The following is a 19,828-nucleotide window of genomic DNA, read 5'->3' as shown; positions in this document are numbered from 1 at the left end:
GGCGATCGTTATAGTTGGCAACTGCCTTTATTTCATAGTTTGGCTTGCCCAGCCGGGCCTTACTTTTTTCCTTGATGAAAAAAGTAAGCAAAAAAATCAAGACGCTCCAAACTTGCTGACCGCTCAAACAGTGGAGCGTCACAAAGATGCACTTGGCTAGCATAATCTGTTGCATTGCAAGCGTGCAAGTTACTATTGCAATGCGTGCCAGTGGGTTGTGATAGTAACTACATTGTTTATACCTCTAAAACTGCTATTGTAGAAGCCTCCCTCCTATAGCACCCGCATTTCGATGCGGCGGTTCTGGCTGCGGTTTTCGTCGGATGTGTTCGGCTTAACGGGCTTCGTTTCGCCATGCCCTACCGACGTGATACGGTCTTTTGGAACGCTATTGCTGCGCAGGTAGTCTGCCACAGATTTTGCACGGCGCTCGGAAAGCAGCTTATTGTTAGCATCGGAACCGACATCATCTGTGTGACCCGATATCTCGATCCGAATTGTTGGGTTCTGCTGCATAAAGGTAATCAGCTTATCGAGCTCCGTTTTAGACTCACGCTCCAGTTTGTACTGACCCGTGTCAAAAAACAGGTTGTTGAGCACAATGGCCGCCCCAGATTTGATCGGCTTCAGGTATACGTCCAGCGCAACAGGGCTTAGCGCCTTGTGCGAGGTATAGTCAAAGCTCAGGCTGTTCATCAGGAAACCCGGCGACGACACATACAGGGCATACGGCTTTCCTTCTGAGAGCACAATGGTATACTCACCCGTTATTTTGTCTGAGTTCACCTGCTGCACAAGCGAGTCGGATGACACATCGTAAAGCTGCACCACGGCAGCCAATGGCTTTTTCGTATCGGCGTTGTAAACACGCCCCTGCGCATAGGTGCTGCTCACTTTACTGCGCCAGTTCTCAGGCACGTCGAGTTCGTAGAGTTGAATGGTGGCAGCGCCCGCCTCAGTCATTTCCTTTCTGGAATAATAGCCCTTCTTGTTATCAGCGGTCACAAATAGCGAGCCCTCATCGGTATGCGTGTTAAGCGGATATCCCATGTTCTCTGGTTTTGCCCATTTGCCTCCTCCCCCTTGCTTCGTTATGAAAACATCGAGACCGCCCATGCCTAGGTGGCCATCGCTTACAAAGTAAAGGGTACTGCCGCTCACGTGGATGAACGGGGCCATGTCACGTCCTGTTGAGTTTACTAGCTCCCCCATGTTCTCCGGTTTCTGCCATGAGCCATCCTCTTTCTGATAGGTTACCCAGATATCCTCCTTGCCTACACCTCCCGGACGTGTGGAAGTGAAGTAGAGAGTCCGGCCATCCGCTGAGAGACTCGGTTGTGAGTCCCACGCCTTCGAGTTGACAACAGGCCCCATGTTTTTGGGCTTGCTCCACTCGTCACCGCTTCGGAAAGAGATATACAGGTCGCAATCACCTTGGCTATCGGAACGGTTGCAGGAAGTGAACACCAGTGTTTTGCCATCTCCGGAAATAGTGGCGGCGCCCTCGTTGGCTGGCGTGTTGATGTTAGGAGAGATCGAAGCCGGAGCGCTCCACTTGCCATCGCGCTGCTGACTCACAAAAATGTTTTCGTCCTGATCGGGGCGATGGCCCGCACGTGCCGTGAAGATTAAGTTGCGCTGATCGGCCGTGGTAGAAGGGAAATACTGCAACTCAAAGCGGTTTACCTGATCTGATAGGCGAACGGGATTGAAGTTAACGGGTTTTTGCATGGCCACAGCCGCAAAATCGGCAGACTGAATCTGCTGGCGAGCGAAGTCCACCATTTTTCCGCTGCGGGGCTTACCTCTCAGAAATAGTTCAAAGTTTTTGCGGGCGTTCTCGTAGTCGCCCCGTTCAAAGTACAGATCGGCGAGGTCGAAATAACTGTTCATGAGCGCCGCATTGAAGGGTTTGAGGGCTAGTCCCTTCTGCAGGTTTTCAAACACCTCCGGTTTGTTGCCCATAGCCCGGTGCAGGGAGGCAATTTTGAGATAGGCGTCGGCGTAGTTCGGGTCACGCTCCACCGCATCTGCCAAATAGGCCAGTGCCTTGTTAAAATCACGCGCCTGTGCCGCTTCTTCGGCTTTGTAATAGAGCGAAACCGCTTTTCTGGAGTAGGTGCTTGACCTAACTGATTGAGCGACAGAAAGCGAGACGGAAACTAAAACAAAGCAGAGCGAAAGAAGCAGGTGCTTGAACATAGCATGTTACGGAATATCCATGTACTTATGTGTCTGTAGCGACACACGCCATTGGGGGTTATTTTTTACGTATTCAACAATAAGCGGCATTAACTGCCCGGCTTTGCTCCACTCCGGCTGTAGGTATAGCTTAGTATTGGCTCCTATCCTTGCCGCATGCTCTTCGGCCCACGCAAAATCCGATTTGTTAAATATAATGACTTTTAGCTCATCTGCAAAAGGATACACGCTGGCATCCGGTGCTTTAAACTTTTTGGGTGACAAACAGACCCAGTCCCAATGGCCACTGATCGGATAGGCACCCGATGTTTCGATCATGGTTTTGATACCTTGATCGTGCAATTGCGCAGTAAGAGGGTTTAGATTATATAAAAGCGGTTCGCCACCAGTAACTACTACGGTTTTGCCGGGAAAAGTTTTTGCAGTATCTACGATCTCCTGCACAGGCGTAAGCGGATGCAGCTCGGCGTCCCAACTTTCTTTCACATCGCACCAGTGGCAGCCCACATCGCAGCCTCCCAGTCTGATAAAGTAAGCAGCCGTGCCTGTATTGCCTCCTTCTCCTTGGATAGTATAGAATGCCTCCATCAGCGGGAGTTCGCTGCCGTCTTTCGGCACCGTATGGATAGAGGCGGTTTTGTATGCTTTTGTCGATTCCAAATCTGTATTCCTTTGCCTATACCTGAATTACAGGTATAGGCCCGTCAAATTTTTGTTGGCCAATTACCTGCAACAGGTATAAGCCCTGATTAACTTACAAAGTTAGTCAAATTTGCAACAAGGTAGAGATCAACTTATGTTCCGTTCTGAATGAGCGGAAATTAAATTCGTGAAATTAACCTCTCGTAGGAACAGGTCGCGTCCTGTCAGGATTGTGAAAGAGAATCCACTCCTTGAAGGGGCAGGTTAATCGTGCACAGGCATAATTGTCCAAATCAAGCAGATTTCTCCCGAAGGTCGAAATGACAAAAAGCTTAAGTTATCGGAATGGGGTCATAGCCTCTCGCTATGAAGGATTGACGGAAAATCACAAAAAAAAATCCCCCTCCTGTTTTTAGGAGGGGGTTAGGGGGAGGTTTAAAGTATGGAGAGGCCTACGCGTACACCTCTTTCCTAGCCGCCCTCAGCGTATTCTTCAGCAGCATAGCAATAGTCAGCGGACCTACACCACCCGGAACCGGTGTGATGTAGCTGCATTTCGGTGCCACATTGTCGAAGTCCACATCACCGCGCAAACGGTAGCCTGACTTGCGGGTGGCATCTGGCACACGGGTGGTGCCTACGTCGATCACCACAGCACCTTCTTTCACCATGTCAGCTGTTACCAGTCCCGGTAAGCCTACGGCAGCTATGATGATATCGGCCTGACGGGTATAGTAAGACAGGTCGACGGTATTGCGGTGGCACAAAGTGACAGTGGCGTTGCCCGGATAGGCCGCTTTGGCCATCAGGATGCTCATGGGTGAGCCTACGATATTGCTGCGCCCGATCACTACACAGTGCTTGCCGTTCGTCTCGATGCCGTAGCGTTCAATCAGTTGCAGGATGCCGTAAGGAGTTGCCGGCAGAAAGGAAGTCAACCCAGCCACCATGCGGCCCACGTTGGCGGGATGGAAACCATCCACGTCTTTCTTGGGATCTACTGCCTCCAGCACCTTCTGTGTGTTGATGTGCTTTGGCAAGGGCAGTTGCACGATAAAGCCGTCCACTTCCTCGCTCTCGTTCAGCTCCTGTATCTTGTTAAGCAGTTCTTCTTCGGTTACATCATCTTCGTAGCGAACTAGCGTGGAGCCGAAACCAACACGATCGCAGGCCAGCACTTTGTTGTTCACATATGTTACAGAGCCGCCGTCATTGCCTACCAGTATAGCCGCCAAATGGGGGACCTTGCCCCCATTGGCTTTGATTTCGGCAACTTCAGCAGCGATCTCTTGCTGAATGGTTTCAGATGTTTTTTTACCGTCAAGCAGAATCATTTCGAGTTATGAGTTAAATGTTGATGTGTTCAATTAAGGACGAAGGAGAACTTATGTTAAAAAGTCTTTTCTTCCTTTGTCAAGATTATCTTTTGCAAGTATATAAAAGCGACAAGCCCCGGCGCGCAGGGGCACGTCGGGGCTTGGTATGGTTAGTCGAGTTTAAGCACGGCTAAGAAGGCTTCTTGTGGGATCTCCACGTTGCCTACTTGGCGCATGCGTTTCTTACCTTTCTTCTGTTTTTCGAGGAGCTTGCGCTTACGTGAAATGTCACCGCCGTAGCACTTGGCCAATACGTTTTTGCGCAGGGCCTTTACCGTTTCACGAGCAATGATCTTCTGCCCGATAGCCGCTTGGATGGCGATCTCGAACATCTGGCGCGGCAGCAGTTCGCGGAGCTTTTCGCAGAGGCGCTTACCCCAATCGTAGGCCTTGTCGCGGTGTACGATGGCGCTCAGGGCGTCCACTTTCTCCCCGTTCAGCATCACGTCCAACTTCACCATGTTCGACTGACGGAAACCGATCAGTTCGTAGTCAAGGGAGGCATAGCCACGCGAAATTGTCTTCAGTTTATCAAAGAAGTCGAATACGATCTCGGCGAGCGGCATTTCAAACGAAAGCTCCACGCGGTCGCTGGTCAGGTAAGTCTGATTTTTCAGAATACCGCGCTTGTCCATACACAGCGTGATGATCGGACCCACATACTCTGCCTTCGAGATGATCTGCGCTTTAATGAACGGCTCTTCGATGCGGTCGATGTAATTCGGTTCCGGCATTTCGGAAGGGGCGTTTACCTTGAGCAACTCGCCCTTGGTAGAATAGGCGTGGAACTGCACGGACGGTACAGTCGTGATCACCGTCATGTCGAACTCGCGCTCGAGTCGTTCCTGCACGATTTCCATGTGCAGCATACCTAGGAAACCGCAACGGAAACCAAAACCAAGGGCGGCGGAAGTTTCCGGCTCCCAAACAAGCGAGGCGTCGTTCAGCTGCAGCTTCTCCATGGAGTTGCGCAGTTCTTCGTACTCGCTCGTCTCCACCGGATAGATGCCGGCAAATACCATCGGCTTTACATCCTCAAAGCCCTTAATAGGCTCAGCCGGACGGTCCACGTGTGTGATGGTATCACCTACTTTTACCTCTTTGGCGTTTTTAATACCGGAGATTAGATAACCTACGTTACCCGCTCCCATTACTTGACGTGGTTCCTGATTCAGTTTCAGCACCCCGATCTCGTCCGCCTCATAGGTTTTGCCGGTGTTGATGAACTTCACCTTCTCCCCTTTTTTAAGCGTGCCGTTGTAGATACGGAAGTATACCTCTATACCTCTATAAGAATTGAATACCGAGTCAAAGATAAGCGCCTGCAGTGGAGCTTCAGGATTTCCCTTTGGGGCAGGAATGCGGTCGCAAATCGCGTTCAGGATATTCTCTATACCGATGCCGGACTTGCCGGAAGCGAGGATAATGTCTTCTTTGTCGCAGCCAATCAGGTCGATGATCTGATCAGACACCTCCTCTGGCATGGCGTGCGGCAGGTCAATCTTATTTAGAACTGGAATGATCTCAAGGTCAGAGCCAATCGCCAAGTATAGGTTGGAGATAGTCTGCGCCTCTATACCCTGTGAGGAGTCTACAATAAGGAGAGCGCCTTCGCAGGCGGCAATAGAGCGGGACACTTCATAAGAGAAGTCGACGTGGCCTGGAGTGTCAATCAGGTTCAACACGTAGTCCTCTCCCTTATAGTGGTAATTCATCTGGATGGCGTGGCTCTTGATAGTAATGCCGCGCTCACGCTCCAAATCCATGTTGTCCAGCAGCTGGTTTTGCATCTCACGCTCCGCCACTGTAGAGGTAAACTCCAGCAGGCGATCGGCCAAGGTGCTTTTGCCATGGTCGATATGAGCGATAATACAGAAATTGCGAATATTCTTCATAAATAGTTATTACGAAAAACAAAGTTAATAAGAATGTGGGTTTGTTGCTGTATTCTGCCTGAAATCATTTTAATTAAGTAGGCTTTTCCCCTCCCCCCAAAATATGTATACATGCATACTATTGAATTTTCCATATAGGTTTTATAATTTTAAACTCTTTTTCTTTAAACAGACCAAGCCCCCTACTATGCTAGAGAAGACTTCTAGAGTCGATAAAATCACCGAACTTGAGCAGGAAATTCAGAAACTAAGGGAGAAATGCGAGTTCTTGGAAAAAGTCATCCATGAAGTACCCGCCAATGTTTACATCTCCAATCTGGATGAGGGTGTGGTGTGGTGTAACCGCACAAATGAGGAAACCCTTGGCTATACCTTAGCGGAGATACACGAAATGGGCGGTATGGCGTATATGCAGGCTATTGTGCACCCGGATGACCAAAATATACCAGAGGACAGCATCAATCATTACCAGCACTTTAATGGAGCTGAGTTCGGGGGCCTGTTCCGGGCAAGGCACAAAGAAGAAGACCAGTATAAATGGTTTATGGGCTGGGCAAAAGCTTTTAGCAAAAACACAGAGGGCGAGGTGAAAGAATTGATCTGTGTCGATGTGGACATGAGCCCGCGCATGAATACGGAAGACCAGTTGGTGCAGGCGCTTAAAGAAAATCTGAAGCAAAAGAACCGGCTCCTTGTGAGAAGCTTGCGCAAACGCGAGATCGAAATCCTCGGACTCATCTGCCAAGGTTGCAGCACGAAGGAGATTGCTGAGCGGCTCTTCATCAGCCCCAATACCGTCAGCACGCACCGGAAGAGCATCCAGAAAAAAATGGGCACAAATAACGTGGCTGACCTTGTATCGCTGGGCAAGGAGGCTGGATTAGGCTAAGGTGCAGCGCTTTCTAACATTCCCCTCAAGCTTAGAACAATCCCCAAATTATAAAGCCGGTTAGCTCCAAAACAGCACTAGCTCCGGTTTTACATGCGCATACCTTCTCCTGAGTGCTTTCTTATTTTTATGAGCGGCTTCACCGTATACCTTAATGCGGCTTTGGACATGGCTGACCTGTTTCCTTGCTTTTCTGAATCGGGATGAGCCTGTCAATCCTGCGTAAAATTGACTATATTCGCATCAAATTTGAAAAATTACTTGCTAGTAAATTATGCAACTTACTAAAGTAGAACCATATAAGCCGGTCAACCATATCCGGATCGTGACGGCTGCGTCCTTGTTTGATGGACACGACGCCTCGATCAACATCATGCGCCGTATCATTCAGGCATCAGGAGCCGAGGTAATTCACCTAGGCCACAACCGTTCGGTACAGGAAATAGTGGATTGCGCTGTGCAGGAAGACGCTCAGGCCATCGCCATCACCTCCTACCAAGGCGGTCACTTGGAGTACTTCAAATACATGTACGACCTGCTCAACGAGCGTGGCTGCGGCCATATCCGCATCTTCGGTGGAGGTGGCGGCGTTATCCTTCCGACTGAGATTGAGGAACTGCATGAGTACGGCATTGCCCGCATCTACTCCCCTGACGATGGACGCGCTATGGGTCTGCAAGGTATGATCAACGACATGCTGGAGAAATGCGACTTCCCAACAGGCAAAGACCTGAACGGTGAGGCCAAGCACCTGCGTGACAAGGATCCGAAATCCATCGCTCGCCTGATCTCGGCTGCAGAGAACTTCCCAGAAGAGGCACGCAGCATCCTGAACGAAGTAAGAGAGCAGGCCAAAGAAGTAAAAACTCCGGTGCTAGGTATAACCGGTACGGGTGGTGCCGGAAAGTCGTCATTGGTGGATGAACTGGTGCGCCGCTTCCTGATAGACTTTCCGGAAAAGAAAATCGCCATCATTTCGGTGGACCCATCGAAGCGCAAAACGGGCGGTGCCCTGTTGGGTGACCGCATCCGCATGAACTCGATCTCGAATGAGCGGGTATACATGCGCTCACTGGCCACCCGCCAGAGCAACTTGGCCCTAAGCAAGTATGTGCAGGACGCGGTGGACATCGTGAAGGCGGCTGATTTTGATATGATCATTCTCGAGACCTCAGGTATAGGCCAATCCGACACCGAGATCATCGAGCACTCGGATATGAGTTTGTATGTGATGACGCCGGAATACGGTGCCGCCACGCAGCTCGAGAAGATCGACATGCTCGACTTCGCCGACGTGATCGCCCTGAACAAATTTGACAAGCGCGGAGCCCTTGACGCACTGCGCGACGTGAAGAAACAATACAAGCGCAACCACCAGCTGTGGGACGTGAGCGATGACGAGATTCCGGTGTTCGGCACCATCGCTTCGCAGTTCAACGACCCGGGCATGAACCAACTGTACCGTGCCGTAATGGCCAAGCTGTCGGAAAAAACAGGTGTTGAGTTCGACTCCAACCTGCAGACTTCCAAGGAAATGTCGGAGAAGGTGTTCATCATCCCTCCTGCCCGCACTCGCTACCTTTCTGAGATATCCGAAACCATCCGCAGCTACGACAAGTGGACGAAGGATCAGGCCGAGGTTGCCCAGAAACTCTACGGCATCAAGAAGTCGATTGAGGCGGTGCAAGGTATAGAGGTGGAAGATAAGGACCGTTTGGTAAAGCAACTCGAGCAGGCTTACGCCGAAGTGGAGCTGAGTCTGGACGGACAGAACAAGAAAATTCTCGAGAACTGGAAAGACAAAGTACAGGCCTACAAGAATGAGTTCTACGTGTTCAAGGTGCGTGACAAAGAACTGAAGATCAAGACGCATACCGAGTCACTTTCTCACCTGCAGATCCCGAAGGTTTCGACGCCGCGCTACGAAGCGTGGGGTGATTTACTCAAGTGGAACCTGCAGGAGAACGTGCCGGGCGAATTCCCATACACAGCGGGTGTGTTCCCGTTCAAGCGCGAAGGCGAAGACCCTACCCGTATGTTTGCCGGCGAAGGCGGACCGGAGCGTACGAACCGCCGCTTCCACTACGTGAGTTTAGGGATGCCAGCCAAGCGACTGTCTACTGCTTTCGACTCGGTAACACTTTACGGCGAAGACCCTGATTTCAGACCGGACATCTACGGCAAAATTGGTAACTCAGGTGTAAGCATCTGCTGCCTCGACGATGCCAAGAAACTGTACTCCGGCTTTAATTTGGCAGATCCGATGACGTCGGTTTCCATGACGATCAACGGTCCTGCTGCGATCCTGACAGGCTTTTTTATGAATGCCGCCATCGACCAGCAGTGTGAATTGTACATCAAAGAAAACGGACTGGAAGAGGAAATCAACCAGAAGATTGACGCTATTTACAAAGAGAAAGGTATAACACGCCCTCAGTACCAAGGCGAGCTACCAAAAGGCAATGATGGATTAGGACTGATGCTCCTCGGCGTAACCGGTGACCAAGTGCTGCCGGCTGAGGTATACGAGCCGATCAAGACCCGTACTTTGGCAGCTGTGCGCGGAACCGTGCAGGCGGATATCCTGAAAGAAGATCAGGCACAGAATACCTGTATTTTCTCGACGGAGTTCTCGCTGCGATTGATGGGTGACGTACAGGCTTACTTCATCGACAAGAACGTGCGCAACTTCTACTCGGTATCTATCTCGGGTTACCATATTGCTGAGGCGGGTGCCAACCCTATCTCGCAGCTTGCCTTTACGCTGGCCAACGGCTTCACGTTTGTGGAGTACTATGTGAGCCGCGGCATGGACATAAACAAGTTTGCGCCGAACCTGAGCTTCTTCTTCTCCAACGGCATCGATCCGGAGTATGCGGTGATTGGTCGTGTAGCACGCAAGATTTGGGCGAAGGCGATGAAGCACAAGTACGGCGCCGATGCCCGCTCGCAGATGTTGAAGTATCACATCCAGACCTCCGGCCGTTCATTGCACGCACAGGAAATCGACTTCAACGACATCCGCACCACGCTGCAGGCGCTTTACGCAATATACGACAACTGTAACTCGCTGCACACGAACGCTTACGACGAGGCCATCACCACGCCAACCGAAGCTTCCGTGCGTCGTGCCATGGCGATTCAGCTGATCATCAACCGTGAGCTGGGTCTTGCCAAAAATGAGAATCCACTGCAGGGTTCGTTCATCATCGAAGAGCTGACGGATCTGGTGGAAGAGGCTGTACTCACGGAGTTCGACCGCATCACAGAGCGTGGCGGTGTGCTGGGTGCCATGGAAACCATGTACCAGCGCGGCAAGATTCAGGAGGAAAGCTTGTACTATGAAACACTCAAGCACACAGGTGAGTATCCGATCATCGGAGTAAATACCTTCCTTTCTTCTACTGGCTCTCCAACGGTACTTCCAACAGAGGTTATCCGAGCCACAGAAGAAGAAAAGCAGTACCAGATTTCCATGCTGCAGGGCTTGCACCAGCGCAATGCTGATAAGTCTGAGGAGATGTTGAAGCGCATCCAGCAGGTGGCGATCAACAATGGAAATATCTTCGAAGAGATGATGGAGACCGTGAAGTATTGCTCGCTGGGCCAGATCACCAATGCCCTGTTCGAGGTAGGCGGACAGTACCGCAGAAATATGTAAGCACGTTTATACGATGCCGGCACTAGCTGGCGTTATTAGAAGCAAAGGCCGGACAAATGTCCGGCCTTCTTTTTTGTACCTACTGACAGTCAAATCATTAAAAACATATTGCACCATAGACAGGTATAAGGCAACATGAAATATTGGGTTTATGAAAACTAAAAATAAAGACAGGGAAGATTTTCCATTTGTACTGATTGGCACTACGCTCCTATTCTTAGGTTTGGCAACTTATGTATACTTAAGCACTAGAATTGAGGAGGAAGATATCGATTTTGACCTGTGGGATGAAGACATCAGTGATTACGCTTGATTAGGCACAGGTATAGATCTATTAAATTTAAACCCAAAAAGCCAGTCCGCTATACCTTCTAAGGTTGCGAACTGGCTTTTTGGGTTTAATCCTATACCTAAAGTGAGAAGTTGCCGGAAGCCTCCGGTTGAAACGTCACCTTCTCTATTTTATAGTTAATGGTACCCGATGGTACCGGCCACTCTACCTTGTCCCCTTCTTTGCAGCCGATAATGGCCGTGCCCACCGGTGCGAGAATGGATATCTTTCGGGCACTTACATCGGCATCCTTGGGGTATACCAACGTGATTTCCATGGCATTGCCGCTCTTCAGGTCCCGCAGCAGAACGCTTGAGTTCATTGTCACGACCTCAGCCGGAATCTCTTCCGAAGCGACTCTTTTGGCCCGCTTCAGTTCTTCTCCTAGCTTGGCAATGTTGGCATGTGCGCCAGCACCCTGTCGTTGCTGCTGCACCAGATCCACAAGGCGCTTGTAGTCCTGCTCGGTCAGATAGATTACATTTTCCATATCAATTAAGCACATAATTTTTGCTGATAGAGCTGGGGGAAGGCTTTTTCGGAAAATAGATGTCCTTGAAGCTCTTCGTCTGTCCCTGCTCCACCCGTCTGAATATTTTGTCTGGTGTGATACCTTCCAAGAAAGCAAACCCGCAGGCCTCCATCACCTCGATGGTCGACTTGATGGTATTGCCATGGAAGTTGGCTACACGCACACGCTTGTCGGCCACGTCCAAACCTTTGTACAGGTTTTTGTCTTGTGTGGCTATACCTACCGGGCAGCGTCCGGAGTCACACTGCAGGGCCTGTATACAGCCCAGCGCGAACATCATGCCCCTTGCGCTGTAGCATATATCAGCTCCCAGCGAGATGGCTTTGATGATGTCGACACCGGTGATGATTTTACCCGCCGCGATAAGCTTGATCTCGTCGCGCAGACCGTACTGCTCCAGCATGTGCTGCACATAGGCCAAGGCATCGTAAAGCGGCATACCTAAGCTGTCGGTAAATTCAAGCGGTGCCGCACCGGTACCGCCCTCTGCCCCATCAATCGTGATGAAGTCCGGATAGATGCGGTTGTGCATCATCTCCTTGCACAAGAGTTCAAACTCCTGTTTGTTACCGATGCAGAGCTTTATACCTACGGGCTTGCCTTCTGATAGCACACGCAGTTTCTCAATAAAAAGCAGCATGGTGAACTGGTCGTTAAAAGCAGCGTGCGCCGGAGGCGAGGCCACTGTCGTATAGGGCTCCACTTTACGTATAGCCGCAATCTCCGGCGTGTTCTTAGCAGCCGGTAGTATACCGCCATGTCCCGGCTTAGCCCCCTGCGATAGCTTGATCTCCACCATTTTGATATGCGGATGTGCTACCTGTTCTTTGAAAAGCTTCTCAGAGAAGTTACCGTCTTTGTCGCGGCAGCCAAAGTAGCCTGTGCCGATCTGCCAGATCAGGTCGCCACCACCCTCGATGTGGAAGGGGCTCACGCCGCCCTCACCGGTGTTGTGGGCAAAACCCCCGAGTTTGGCGCCGGCGCTCAGAGCTGTAACGGCGGTTTTGCTCAAGGAGCCGTAGCTCATGGCCGAGATGTTGTAAATGCTGGCGCTGTACGGCTGCTTGCAGCGGCTACCCCCTACCGTCACGCGCAGGTCCTTGGCCTGCACATGCACTGGGAACATGGTATGCGCGATCCATTCAAAACCGGGTTCCTGACTATTAGCCTGCATGCCGAAAGGCACCGTTTCGCGCACATTTTTGGCACGCTGGTAGACAATGGAGCGCTGGCGGCGGCTGAAAGGCTTGCCATCTAGATCAGACTCGAAGAAGTACTGCCGTAGTTCCGGGCGGATACTCTCGAAAAAATAACGCATGTAGCCTACAAGCGGGTAGTTGCGCAAAATAGAATGTTTGCCCTGCCGGACGTTTCTCAGGTAAATGAGGTGCAAGGGCACGATGACCAATAGCAGCCACAGGTATGGCCGCTCAAACACGGAGAAAAATAGCGTAATCAAATAAGCCGCTACAAAGGCGTACCCCATGGATTGCCTCACACTGACTTTACTTGCCATGATGAAAAACCAAAAAGATGAAATTGATAAAGAAAATTGTAGAACCTTAATCTGTAATCGACAGTCTCAGGTACGGAGCGCCAGAGCAGAAAGCTCCGGCTTACTTGTTAAAGGCCTTGGGAGAGGTAAAGAAGTGCAGGCAATACCCGTTCAGCTCATCACTTAGAGAAACGTGATGAGAGGCGGCAACCAAACCCGATATGCGGGTTGTCAACAGCAAAGGAGAATAAATGCCAAATGGTCTCATGCCTTAAAAATTGATACTGCAAAGGTAAGGGAAAGAAATTGACAAATCATAATAATATAGCCGCTCTAGCAGTCAGCCGATTAGGTGAATTTTGCAACAACCTTGATCGCTATATAGCGTTTAAAAAGTAGGTTTAACTCTTCAAGCTATTTATATGTTGCGTATCACTACTATTTCATCACTTTTGCTGCTGGGCACCACATTCGGCTATCTCATGAAAGGCTGGGTAACGCCGGAGCAACTACACATGGACCTCCACGACGAAGACATACACTTGTATCTCTAAGTTTGCCACTTGTTTAGGTTAAGAAAGCGGGCCCCTCCGGTCTGCTTTTTTCTGTTTAAGCCCTCCCTCTTAGGTTAATCCCCCCTTAAACTGTACCTTTATACCTTGTAAATTCATTATTCATCATATAGCTACACATGACACTACAGGAAAAAATAAGCTACATTATTGGTCGCGACATGGCCACCAATCTCAAAAAACAAGGCATTGACATTGAGGCCGAGTCATTTGTGAAAGGATTGAAAGAAGTGATTGCAGGTCAGCCTTCCTCGCTTTCTCAGCAGGACGTGCAGTCGGCCATGATGGCGCTACAGCAGGAAATGCAAGAAAAGCAGGGTGCAAAAGGTGGCGAAAACCAGAAGGCAGGAGAAGCTTTTTTGGATGAAAATAAAAACAAAGAGGGTGTGAAAACACTGCCAAGCGGCCTGCAGTACCAAGTGTTGCAAGAAGGCACGGGCAAATCACCAGCAGCCTCTGACAAAGTAACAACCCACTACCACGGCACACTAATCGACGGAACGGTGTTCGACTCTAGCTACGAGCGCGGACAGCCCGCCACTTTCCCGGTAAACGGCGTGATCGCCGGTTGGACAGAGGCCTTGCAGTTGATGAAAGAAGGCGCTAAGTGGAGACTGTTCATCCCGGCTAATCTGGCTTACGGCTCTCAGGGCGCCGGTGACGTAATCGGACCAAACACGACACTCATTTTTGATGTAGAGCTGATCTCTGTACACTAGTACGAAGACAGGCAAATAAAAAGGACCGGCAGGGTTGGTGTAGCACCTCTCCTGCCGGTCCTTTTTATTTAAGCTTCAGCTTAGTTTACACCCCTGCTACTTTCATGTCGGTTCGGGCCATTTCGCTAAGCCAGCGGCGGCTTTCCTCTTGGTACAGGCAGTGGTGTATGATCATGAAGTTGTCGCCATCCATCAGTTCATCACCGTCTATTTCATTCACTAAACTGTTGTAGGCAAACACCGGCATAACGACAGCCACAAACACATTTTTGTTTACAGCCCGCAACACCTCCGGAAAGATGTATTTAAACACCCACTGCTGGTCATCCTTTTCAATTGACACTCGGTTTTGCAGGTCCAGTATCCATTTCTGTGGTTTATAGGTAAACACCATATCCATGATATGGGCATACCCCTGCCGCAATTCCGTAGAGTTCACAGCCCCATCCCACTTGATATAAAGCGTTTCCTCTTCGTAGTTGTAATTCAGGCACAAACGCTCATGCAAAACCTGCCGCTCTTTGTCGCCGATCGAAAAATGCTTACCAAAAGCATTGGCACCCATTAAATTGTCTGTATACATGGACGTATCAGTTACGCGGCCTAAAGCCATTAGGTAATAATGTTTGAAATTAACTAAGAATGCAGTAATCTACGTTTCAGTTATAAACAAAGATGTAATATTTATATATTATTAACAAGAAATAGTCAAATATTTTATTGGTTTCATATACAAAAAACAGTTAAGTGGTTAAGTGACAACTCTGTATCGGTCCAAATAAAAAATGACTAACTTAAGTCGGTTTCCGAGGCTACGGTGCGTTTGCAAACAAAATGGCCCGGTAGACGTTCAAAACACAATTAATGAGTTCAACAAAAAACTAAACTCGTATGGCAAACACCCAAAATGAAGGCAAGAAATTTCTGGAGAGTGTGCATCAGTTCTTCGATCACGCCGCCAGTTATTCCAGACTTGACCCAGGCATTCTGGCACAGATCAAAACCTGCAATAGCGTATACAAAGTGTCTTTCCCAATTGAGATTGATGGCCGCGTAGAGGTAGTTGAAGGGATCAGAGTGCAGCATAGCCATCATAAGCTTCCTTCCAAAGGGGGCATCCGTTTCAGCATGCAAGTAGACGAGGATGAGGTGAAGGCCCTTGCCACGCTGATGACATTTAAGTGCGCCGTGGTTGACGTGCCGTTTGGTGGCGCGAAGGGAGGCGTGAAAATAAACCCACGCACCAGCTCCGTTAAAACACTGGAAAAAGTAACCCGACGCTATGCCGCTGAACTGATCAAGAAAAACCTGATCGGCCCGGGTATGGATGTGCCTGCACCTGACTATGGTACAGGCAGCCGTGAAATGGCTTGGATTGCCGACACCTACCAAGCCTTGAAGTATGGCGAAACCAACGCACTGGGTTGTGTAACGGGCAAGCCGGTTGGACAGGGAGGTATACGAGGAAGAGCAGAGGCTACCGGTTTGGGTGTGTTCTACGGCATACGGGAGGCGCTTGGCGATACAGACCTTATGAAGAAAACCGGGATCGAGGGGAACACCATGGAAGGCAAGCGCATTATTGTGCAGGGTCTCGGCAATGTGGGCTACAACGCAGCCCAGTTTTGCCAGCAGGACGGTGCCATCATCATAGGTATAGCAGAACGTGAGGGTGGCATTTACAATGCGAATGGCATTGATGTGGAAGAGGCCTTTAAACACCGTAGCGAGACGGGTTCAATCCTGAGCCTTGGGAAGTGTAAGAACTTTGAGAACTCCTTAGAATTGCTCGAAGAGGAATGCGACATCCTCATACCGGCTGCTCTTGAAAACCAGATCCACGCCGGCAATGCCGACCGCATAAAAGCCAAAATCATAGCGGAAGGCGCCAATGGCCCTGTTACGCGTGATGCGGAGAAGGTGCTGCTCGGAAAAGGTATTATCATAATACCGGACCTATACATTAACGCGGGTGGTGTGACAGTCTCGTATTTCGAATGGCTGAAGAACCTCTCTAATGTTCGCTTTGGGCGTATGGGGAAACGAGCAGAGGAAGCCAGCCATAGAAGACTGGTGAACGCCATTGAAAGTTCATCGGGTAAAAGCCTCACAACACACGAGCGCAGCCTGCTCATTCAGGGTGCTGATGAGATCAGTTTGGTGCGATCCGGGCTGGAGGACACCATGATCAACGCCTACCATGAAATAAGGGGGGTTATGAACAGAAAGGATATACATGACATGCGTACGGCCGCCTTCCTGTCTGCGATTGAGAAGATTGGGGTGAGCTATGAGGCGCTGGGCATATTCCCTTGATATAGCCCGCACAGCAAAGGGCATTTGAGAAGGTCAGGATGTAGCTGCAAAAGCAACATCCTGACCTTTTTGCATAAGCTTGAGCCAGTCGGCAGCCTCCTCTACATCCGTAAAGTAGTTGAAATGGATAAAATCATTTAATGGCAGCGGGTCTGAAGCCACGTAATTATTCACGAGCGCTTTAAAGTGCCCCTCTGAAAATATAACTGCTGCGTAAATGTTCTCCCCTATTATATTAGATACCTGAGGGTAATACTCCCGGCTAAGCCAAGCCTCTTGATCTGTGTTAAAAGGTCCTATCTGTGAGATATCAGTGCTATAGTAGCAAATTTTCTTTTGCGTCTTCACAAACTGCAGTACCTGCCAATACAAATTTTTAAACTGCTCCATATCAGGGTTTGCTTTCCACCTGATAGAAAGAATATCAAAGCTTTCCGAGAAAGAGATATGGGCAAGTTTAGAATCGCTAATCACCATAAGCAGAGCACTTGATCCTTAATATAATATGCGAAATATAAAATATTTTTTCAAAAACTGCAAATTCGTTCATTACAATAAGTGCTTCTAACGGTGCAATTTATGTAAAAGAAACTCCGTCCAAAACACCGTTATTCTAAGCAATTGCAATAAATAATTTGACAACAACATCGCTCTACACACAAAATCTTGAACAAAAATCCGTGTCAATAACTACTTAAGCTGAGTTCTATATTGCGTCTGTCATGTTATAGGAAACAAACAGCCACTGTTACATCCGCCGGCATGCTTGGGCTCATGCCACTGCTTTGCATAAAAAAGGCGGCACTCATCATGAATGCCGCCCTCCTTTAAAGCTCGCAGAGAACAGGACTTAGGAACCTGTCTGTTTGAGCCAGTTACTGTAAATCTTCTGCTGCAGAGCCGTTGGTTTCTCTACCCGCTCAAATCGGTAGCGCACGCTTTCGTCCTGCACGATCGGCACCTCCAGTGTTAGCAGTTTGCCATCGCGCGCCACCGTTACCGGCATCGTTTCCCCGATAGCGCGACCACTGATCAAGGCGGAGACATCGCCATCTACGCGGAAACCGTCAATGGCTATCAGTTCGTCGTTCACATTTAAGCCGCCCTCCCAGGTGCTGCTGCCACGCGCCACACTCTTCACAACAGTTTTGCCATTCTCCACAGCAGTTCCAGCGCCCCAGTTCAGGTTTAGCACACCCTCGTTCGTGTTTACCAGTCGCAAACCGGCCGCTTCAAAATAGCTGTTGTAATCCGGCGTCTCGGTGCCATGAACAAAGTCGCGGAAGAAGTCGTCCAGTTTGCGGCCTGCAAAGCGCTCGAGGGCATCTTTGAACTCCTGTTCCGTAAAACCGCGGTCAAGCTTTTCGTAATAGCGCCCATACATATAGCGCATCACATCATCTAGACTCTTGTCCCCCTTCGTCGCCTTCATGATCTCCATGTTCAGCAGCTGCCCCAACACACCGCCTTTGGTGTAGTATGATACCTCCGCATTGTTGCTGTTCTCATTGCGTCGGTAGTATTTGATCCATGCATCGAAGCTGGACTCGCTGACTGCCTGCACCTTGTTTCCGGGTGTGTTCTCCACAGAGCTGATGCTGCCAGCCACTACGTCTAAATAGCGCTGAGTGCTCATCAATCCGGCGCGCTGTGTGATCAGATCATCGTAGTAGCTCGTGATACCCTCTGATACCCACAGCAGTCGGGTATAGTTCTCTTTGTCATAGTCGAAAGGCCCAAGCGGGGCCGGACGCAGGCGCTTCACATTCCAGAGGTGAAAGTACTCGTGCGCCACCAGCCCCATAAAACCGGTATAGCCTTGCTCGGTGCCGTAGTTCCAGCGGCTGGTCTGCAGCGTGGTGGAGTTTAAATGCTCCAGTCCGCCTCCGCCTTTGTGCAGGTTGTGCACGATAAACACGTAGCGGTCCACGGGGAGCTTGCCCATCAGGCTGATGCACTCCTCCACGATCTTTTTCATATCGGCTAGTAAGCGCTTGGGCTCGTAATTGCCCTCGCCGTACATGGCCACCTCATGCGGTACGCCGCCGGCCTCGAAACGCAGGACCTCGTGGTTTCCGATCTCTAGAGGCGAGTCAGCCAGAATATCATAGTTGGGGAAGGTATAGCTGAAATTCCCCATGCTCTTAAGGCCAGTCGAAACAGTTTTCCAGTCTTTAAAAGGCTTCACCACCAGTGTGCCTTGTTCGTTCTGGTAACCCTGTGGATACATAAACACGCTGGTCCCGTTCACATAGCCATGCGATGCATCCAGAAAGCTGGTGCGCACGCTCATTTCATAAGCGTATACCTTGTAACGCACCCGCACATTGTCTGCTTTGTTGCTGTATACCCGCCACGTGTTTTTATCGATCTTCTCATGCCGTAGTGCCTTTCCCGACTTGTCGGTGGCACTGAAGCCCTCCACGTTTTTGGCGAATTCACGCACTAGGTAGGAGCCGGGCGCCCAGACAGGCATTTTGTAGTCGATATAGGGTTTGCGTGCTCCGGTAAGCTCCACCTCTACCTCAAAGTAGTGGGTGTGGGGTTCCGGCATGGACAGGTTGTAACGAAGGTCTGCGGCGAGTGTGGCGTGTGCCGTCAGAATAAATAAACAGAAAGAAAGAAGTAGAAATTGTAGTGTTTGCCTTTTTTGCAACATGCTGTATAAGTGAATTTGAATGAAAGCTTCCGGCATTTTACGACAAAATGCCTGCTTTTCAAAATTCCCTATACCTGACTGGGCACTAAAGCGAGTTGATTAGGCACATTTAGACTGCCCTTTGTCTAGCCAAGCGATGGCCTCAGGCAGTTGACAGAATGTGTTAATGACAATAAATGAATTGTAGCTGCGTAGCCCCAACAACCCGGATTCGCTTAACATATCATCATAACACCGTTCATCCACTACTACTGCCAGATGGTTGTCCGTTCCTAAATGCATCATAATTTGGGGAAACAACTGCACCTGTACCCAAGCTTCCTCTTCTTCGCTCAGTTTGCCGATTTCACGCAGGTCGAGCAGCCATTGCTTAACGTGATGCTCCCTAGCGAAACGCAGCGCTTTCATCAGGGCTTCTCTGAATTGCTGAGACTCCAACTTACCATGACAAAGAAACACCAAGCGATTATCAGTGAATTCAACTGCACATGTTTCTGATTTGTAAAGCTCCATTCGAGAAATTGTCATTTAACACCACA

The 19,828-nt window shown here is 49.7% G+C and carries 15 protein-coding genes; 5 read left to right on the top strand and 10 right to left on the bottom strand.

All coding sequences use genetic code 11. The annotated features are described in order from the left end of the window. Positions 1-273: 273 nt before the first annotated feature. The 4 genes from Q1A04_RS17000 to lepA all read right to left on the bottom strand — a co-directional run bounded on the left by Q1A04_RS17000 (position 274) and on the right by lepA (position 6,115). Positions 274-2,202, bottom strand: coding sequence for an OmpA family protein (locus tag Q1A04_RS17000; protein WP_299708374.1), 1,929 nt, complete (start codon positions 2,200-2,202; stop codon positions 274-276). Between the two features lie 6 nt (positions 2,203-2,208). Beyond that, a complete protein-coding gene (locus tag Q1A04_RS16995; RefSeq protein ID WP_299708372.1) occupies positions 2,209-2,862 on the bottom strand; it encodes a 7-carboxy-7-deazaguanine synthase QueE in 654 nt (217 codons plus the stop codon). A 434-nt stretch (positions 2,863-3,296) separates the two neighbouring features. After that, positions 3,297-4,178, bottom strand: a complete 882-nt coding sequence (locus tag Q1A04_RS16990; RefSeq protein WP_299708370.1) for a tetrahydrofolate dehydrogenase/cyclohydrolase catalytic domain-containing protein — start codon at positions 4,176-4,178, stop codon at positions 3,297-3,299. A gap of 152 nt (positions 4,179-4,330) precedes the next feature. After that, the gene (lepA, locus tag Q1A04_RS16985) at positions 4,331-6,115 is read right to left on the bottom strand and encodes a translation elongation factor 4 (protein ID WP_299708368.1); all 1,785 of its coding nucleotides are present in this window, start codon (positions 6,113-6,115) and stop codon (positions 4,331-4,333) included. A 187-nt stretch (positions 6,116-6,302) separates the two neighbouring features. Here lepA and Q1A04_RS16980 point away from each other — a divergent pair, with 187 nt between their 5' ends. Both Q1A04_RS16980 and Q1A04_RS16975 read left to right on the top strand, forming a co-directional pair. Further along, positions 6,303-7,004: a LuxR C-terminal-related transcriptional regulator gene (locus tag Q1A04_RS16980; protein ID WP_299708366.1), complete on the top strand. Its 702-nt coding sequence runs from the start codon at positions 6,303-6,305 to the stop codon at positions 7,002-7,004. Between the two features lie 274 nt (positions 7,005-7,278). Next, on the top strand, positions 7,279-10,665 hold the full coding sequence (locus Q1A04_RS16975) for a methylmalonyl-CoA mutase family protein (protein ID WP_299708365.1): 3,387 nt from the start codon (positions 7,279-7,281) through the stop codon (positions 10,663-10,665). A gap of 410 nt (positions 10,666-11,075) precedes the next feature. On the opposite strand, the gene rnk is transcribed toward Q1A04_RS16975, so the two are convergent. Continuing rightward, on the bottom strand, positions 11,076-11,486 hold the full coding sequence (gene rnk, locus Q1A04_RS16970) for a nucleoside diphosphate kinase regulator (RefSeq protein ID WP_299708364.1): 411 nt from the start codon (positions 11,484-11,486) through the stop codon (positions 11,076-11,078). 1 nt (position 11,487) lies between these two features. Beyond that, entirely contained in the window at positions 11,488-13,044 is a 1,557-nt protein-coding gene (locus Q1A04_RS16965) for an FMN-binding glutamate synthase family protein (protein WP_299708363.1), read from the bottom strand. A gap of 401 nt (positions 13,045-13,445) precedes the next feature. On the opposite strand from Q1A04_RS16965, the gene Q1A04_RS16960 reads away from it, so the two are divergent. Together Q1A04_RS16960 and Q1A04_RS16955 are read left to right on the top strand one after the other, a co-directional pair. After that, the gene (locus Q1A04_RS16960) at positions 13,446-13,577 is read left to right on the top strand and encodes a hypothetical protein (RefSeq protein ID WP_299708361.1); all 132 of its coding nucleotides are present in this window, start codon (positions 13,446-13,448) and stop codon (positions 13,575-13,577) included. Between the two features lie 137 nt (positions 13,578-13,714). Beyond that, positions 13,715-14,314, top strand: coding sequence for an FKBP-type peptidyl-prolyl cis-trans isomerase (locus Q1A04_RS16955; RefSeq protein WP_299708359.1), 600 nt, complete (start codon positions 13,715-13,717; stop codon positions 14,312-14,314). A gap of 85 nt (positions 14,315-14,399) precedes the next feature. Here Q1A04_RS16955 and Q1A04_RS16950 read toward each other — a convergent pair whose 3' ends face one another. Next, entirely contained in the window at positions 14,400-14,927 is a 528-nt protein-coding gene (locus tag Q1A04_RS16950; protein ID WP_299708358.1) for a hypothetical protein, read from the bottom strand. Between the two features lie 278 nt (positions 14,928-15,205). Between Q1A04_RS16950 and Q1A04_RS16945 the strand changes: the two genes are divergently transcribed. Then, positions 15,206-16,630, top strand: a complete 1,425-nt coding sequence (locus tag Q1A04_RS16945) for a Glu/Leu/Phe/Val dehydrogenase (protein WP_299708357.1) — start codon at positions 15,206-15,208, stop codon at positions 16,628-16,630. Between the two features lie 33 nt (positions 16,631-16,663). Here Q1A04_RS16945 and Q1A04_RS16940 read toward each other — a convergent pair whose 3' ends face one another. From Q1A04_RS16940 to Q1A04_RS16930, 3 genes are all read right to left on the bottom strand, one after another. After that, positions 16,664-17,020, bottom strand: coding sequence for a hypothetical protein (locus Q1A04_RS16940; RefSeq protein WP_299708356.1), 357 nt, complete (start codon positions 17,018-17,020; stop codon positions 16,664-16,666). A 460-nt stretch (positions 17,021-17,480) separates the two neighbouring features. Further along, positions 17,481-19,289: a PDZ domain-containing protein gene (locus Q1A04_RS16935; protein ID WP_299708355.1), complete on the bottom strand. Its 1,809-nt coding sequence runs from the start codon at positions 19,287-19,289 to the stop codon at positions 17,481-17,483. 99 nt (positions 19,290-19,388) lie between these two features. After that, on the bottom strand, positions 19,389-19,802 hold the full coding sequence (locus Q1A04_RS16930) for a hypothetical protein (RefSeq protein WP_299708354.1): 414 nt from the start codon (positions 19,800-19,802) through the stop codon (positions 19,389-19,391). Positions 19,803-19,828: the final 26 nt, after the last annotated feature.

Source organism: uncultured Pontibacter sp., from assembly GCF_947499215.1.
GTDB lineage: Bacteria > Bacteroidota > Bacteroidia > Cytophagales > Hymenobacteraceae > Pontibacter.
Note: the sequence above shows the minus strand (reverse complement) of the source record. Positions and strands in the feature narration are given on the sequence as shown.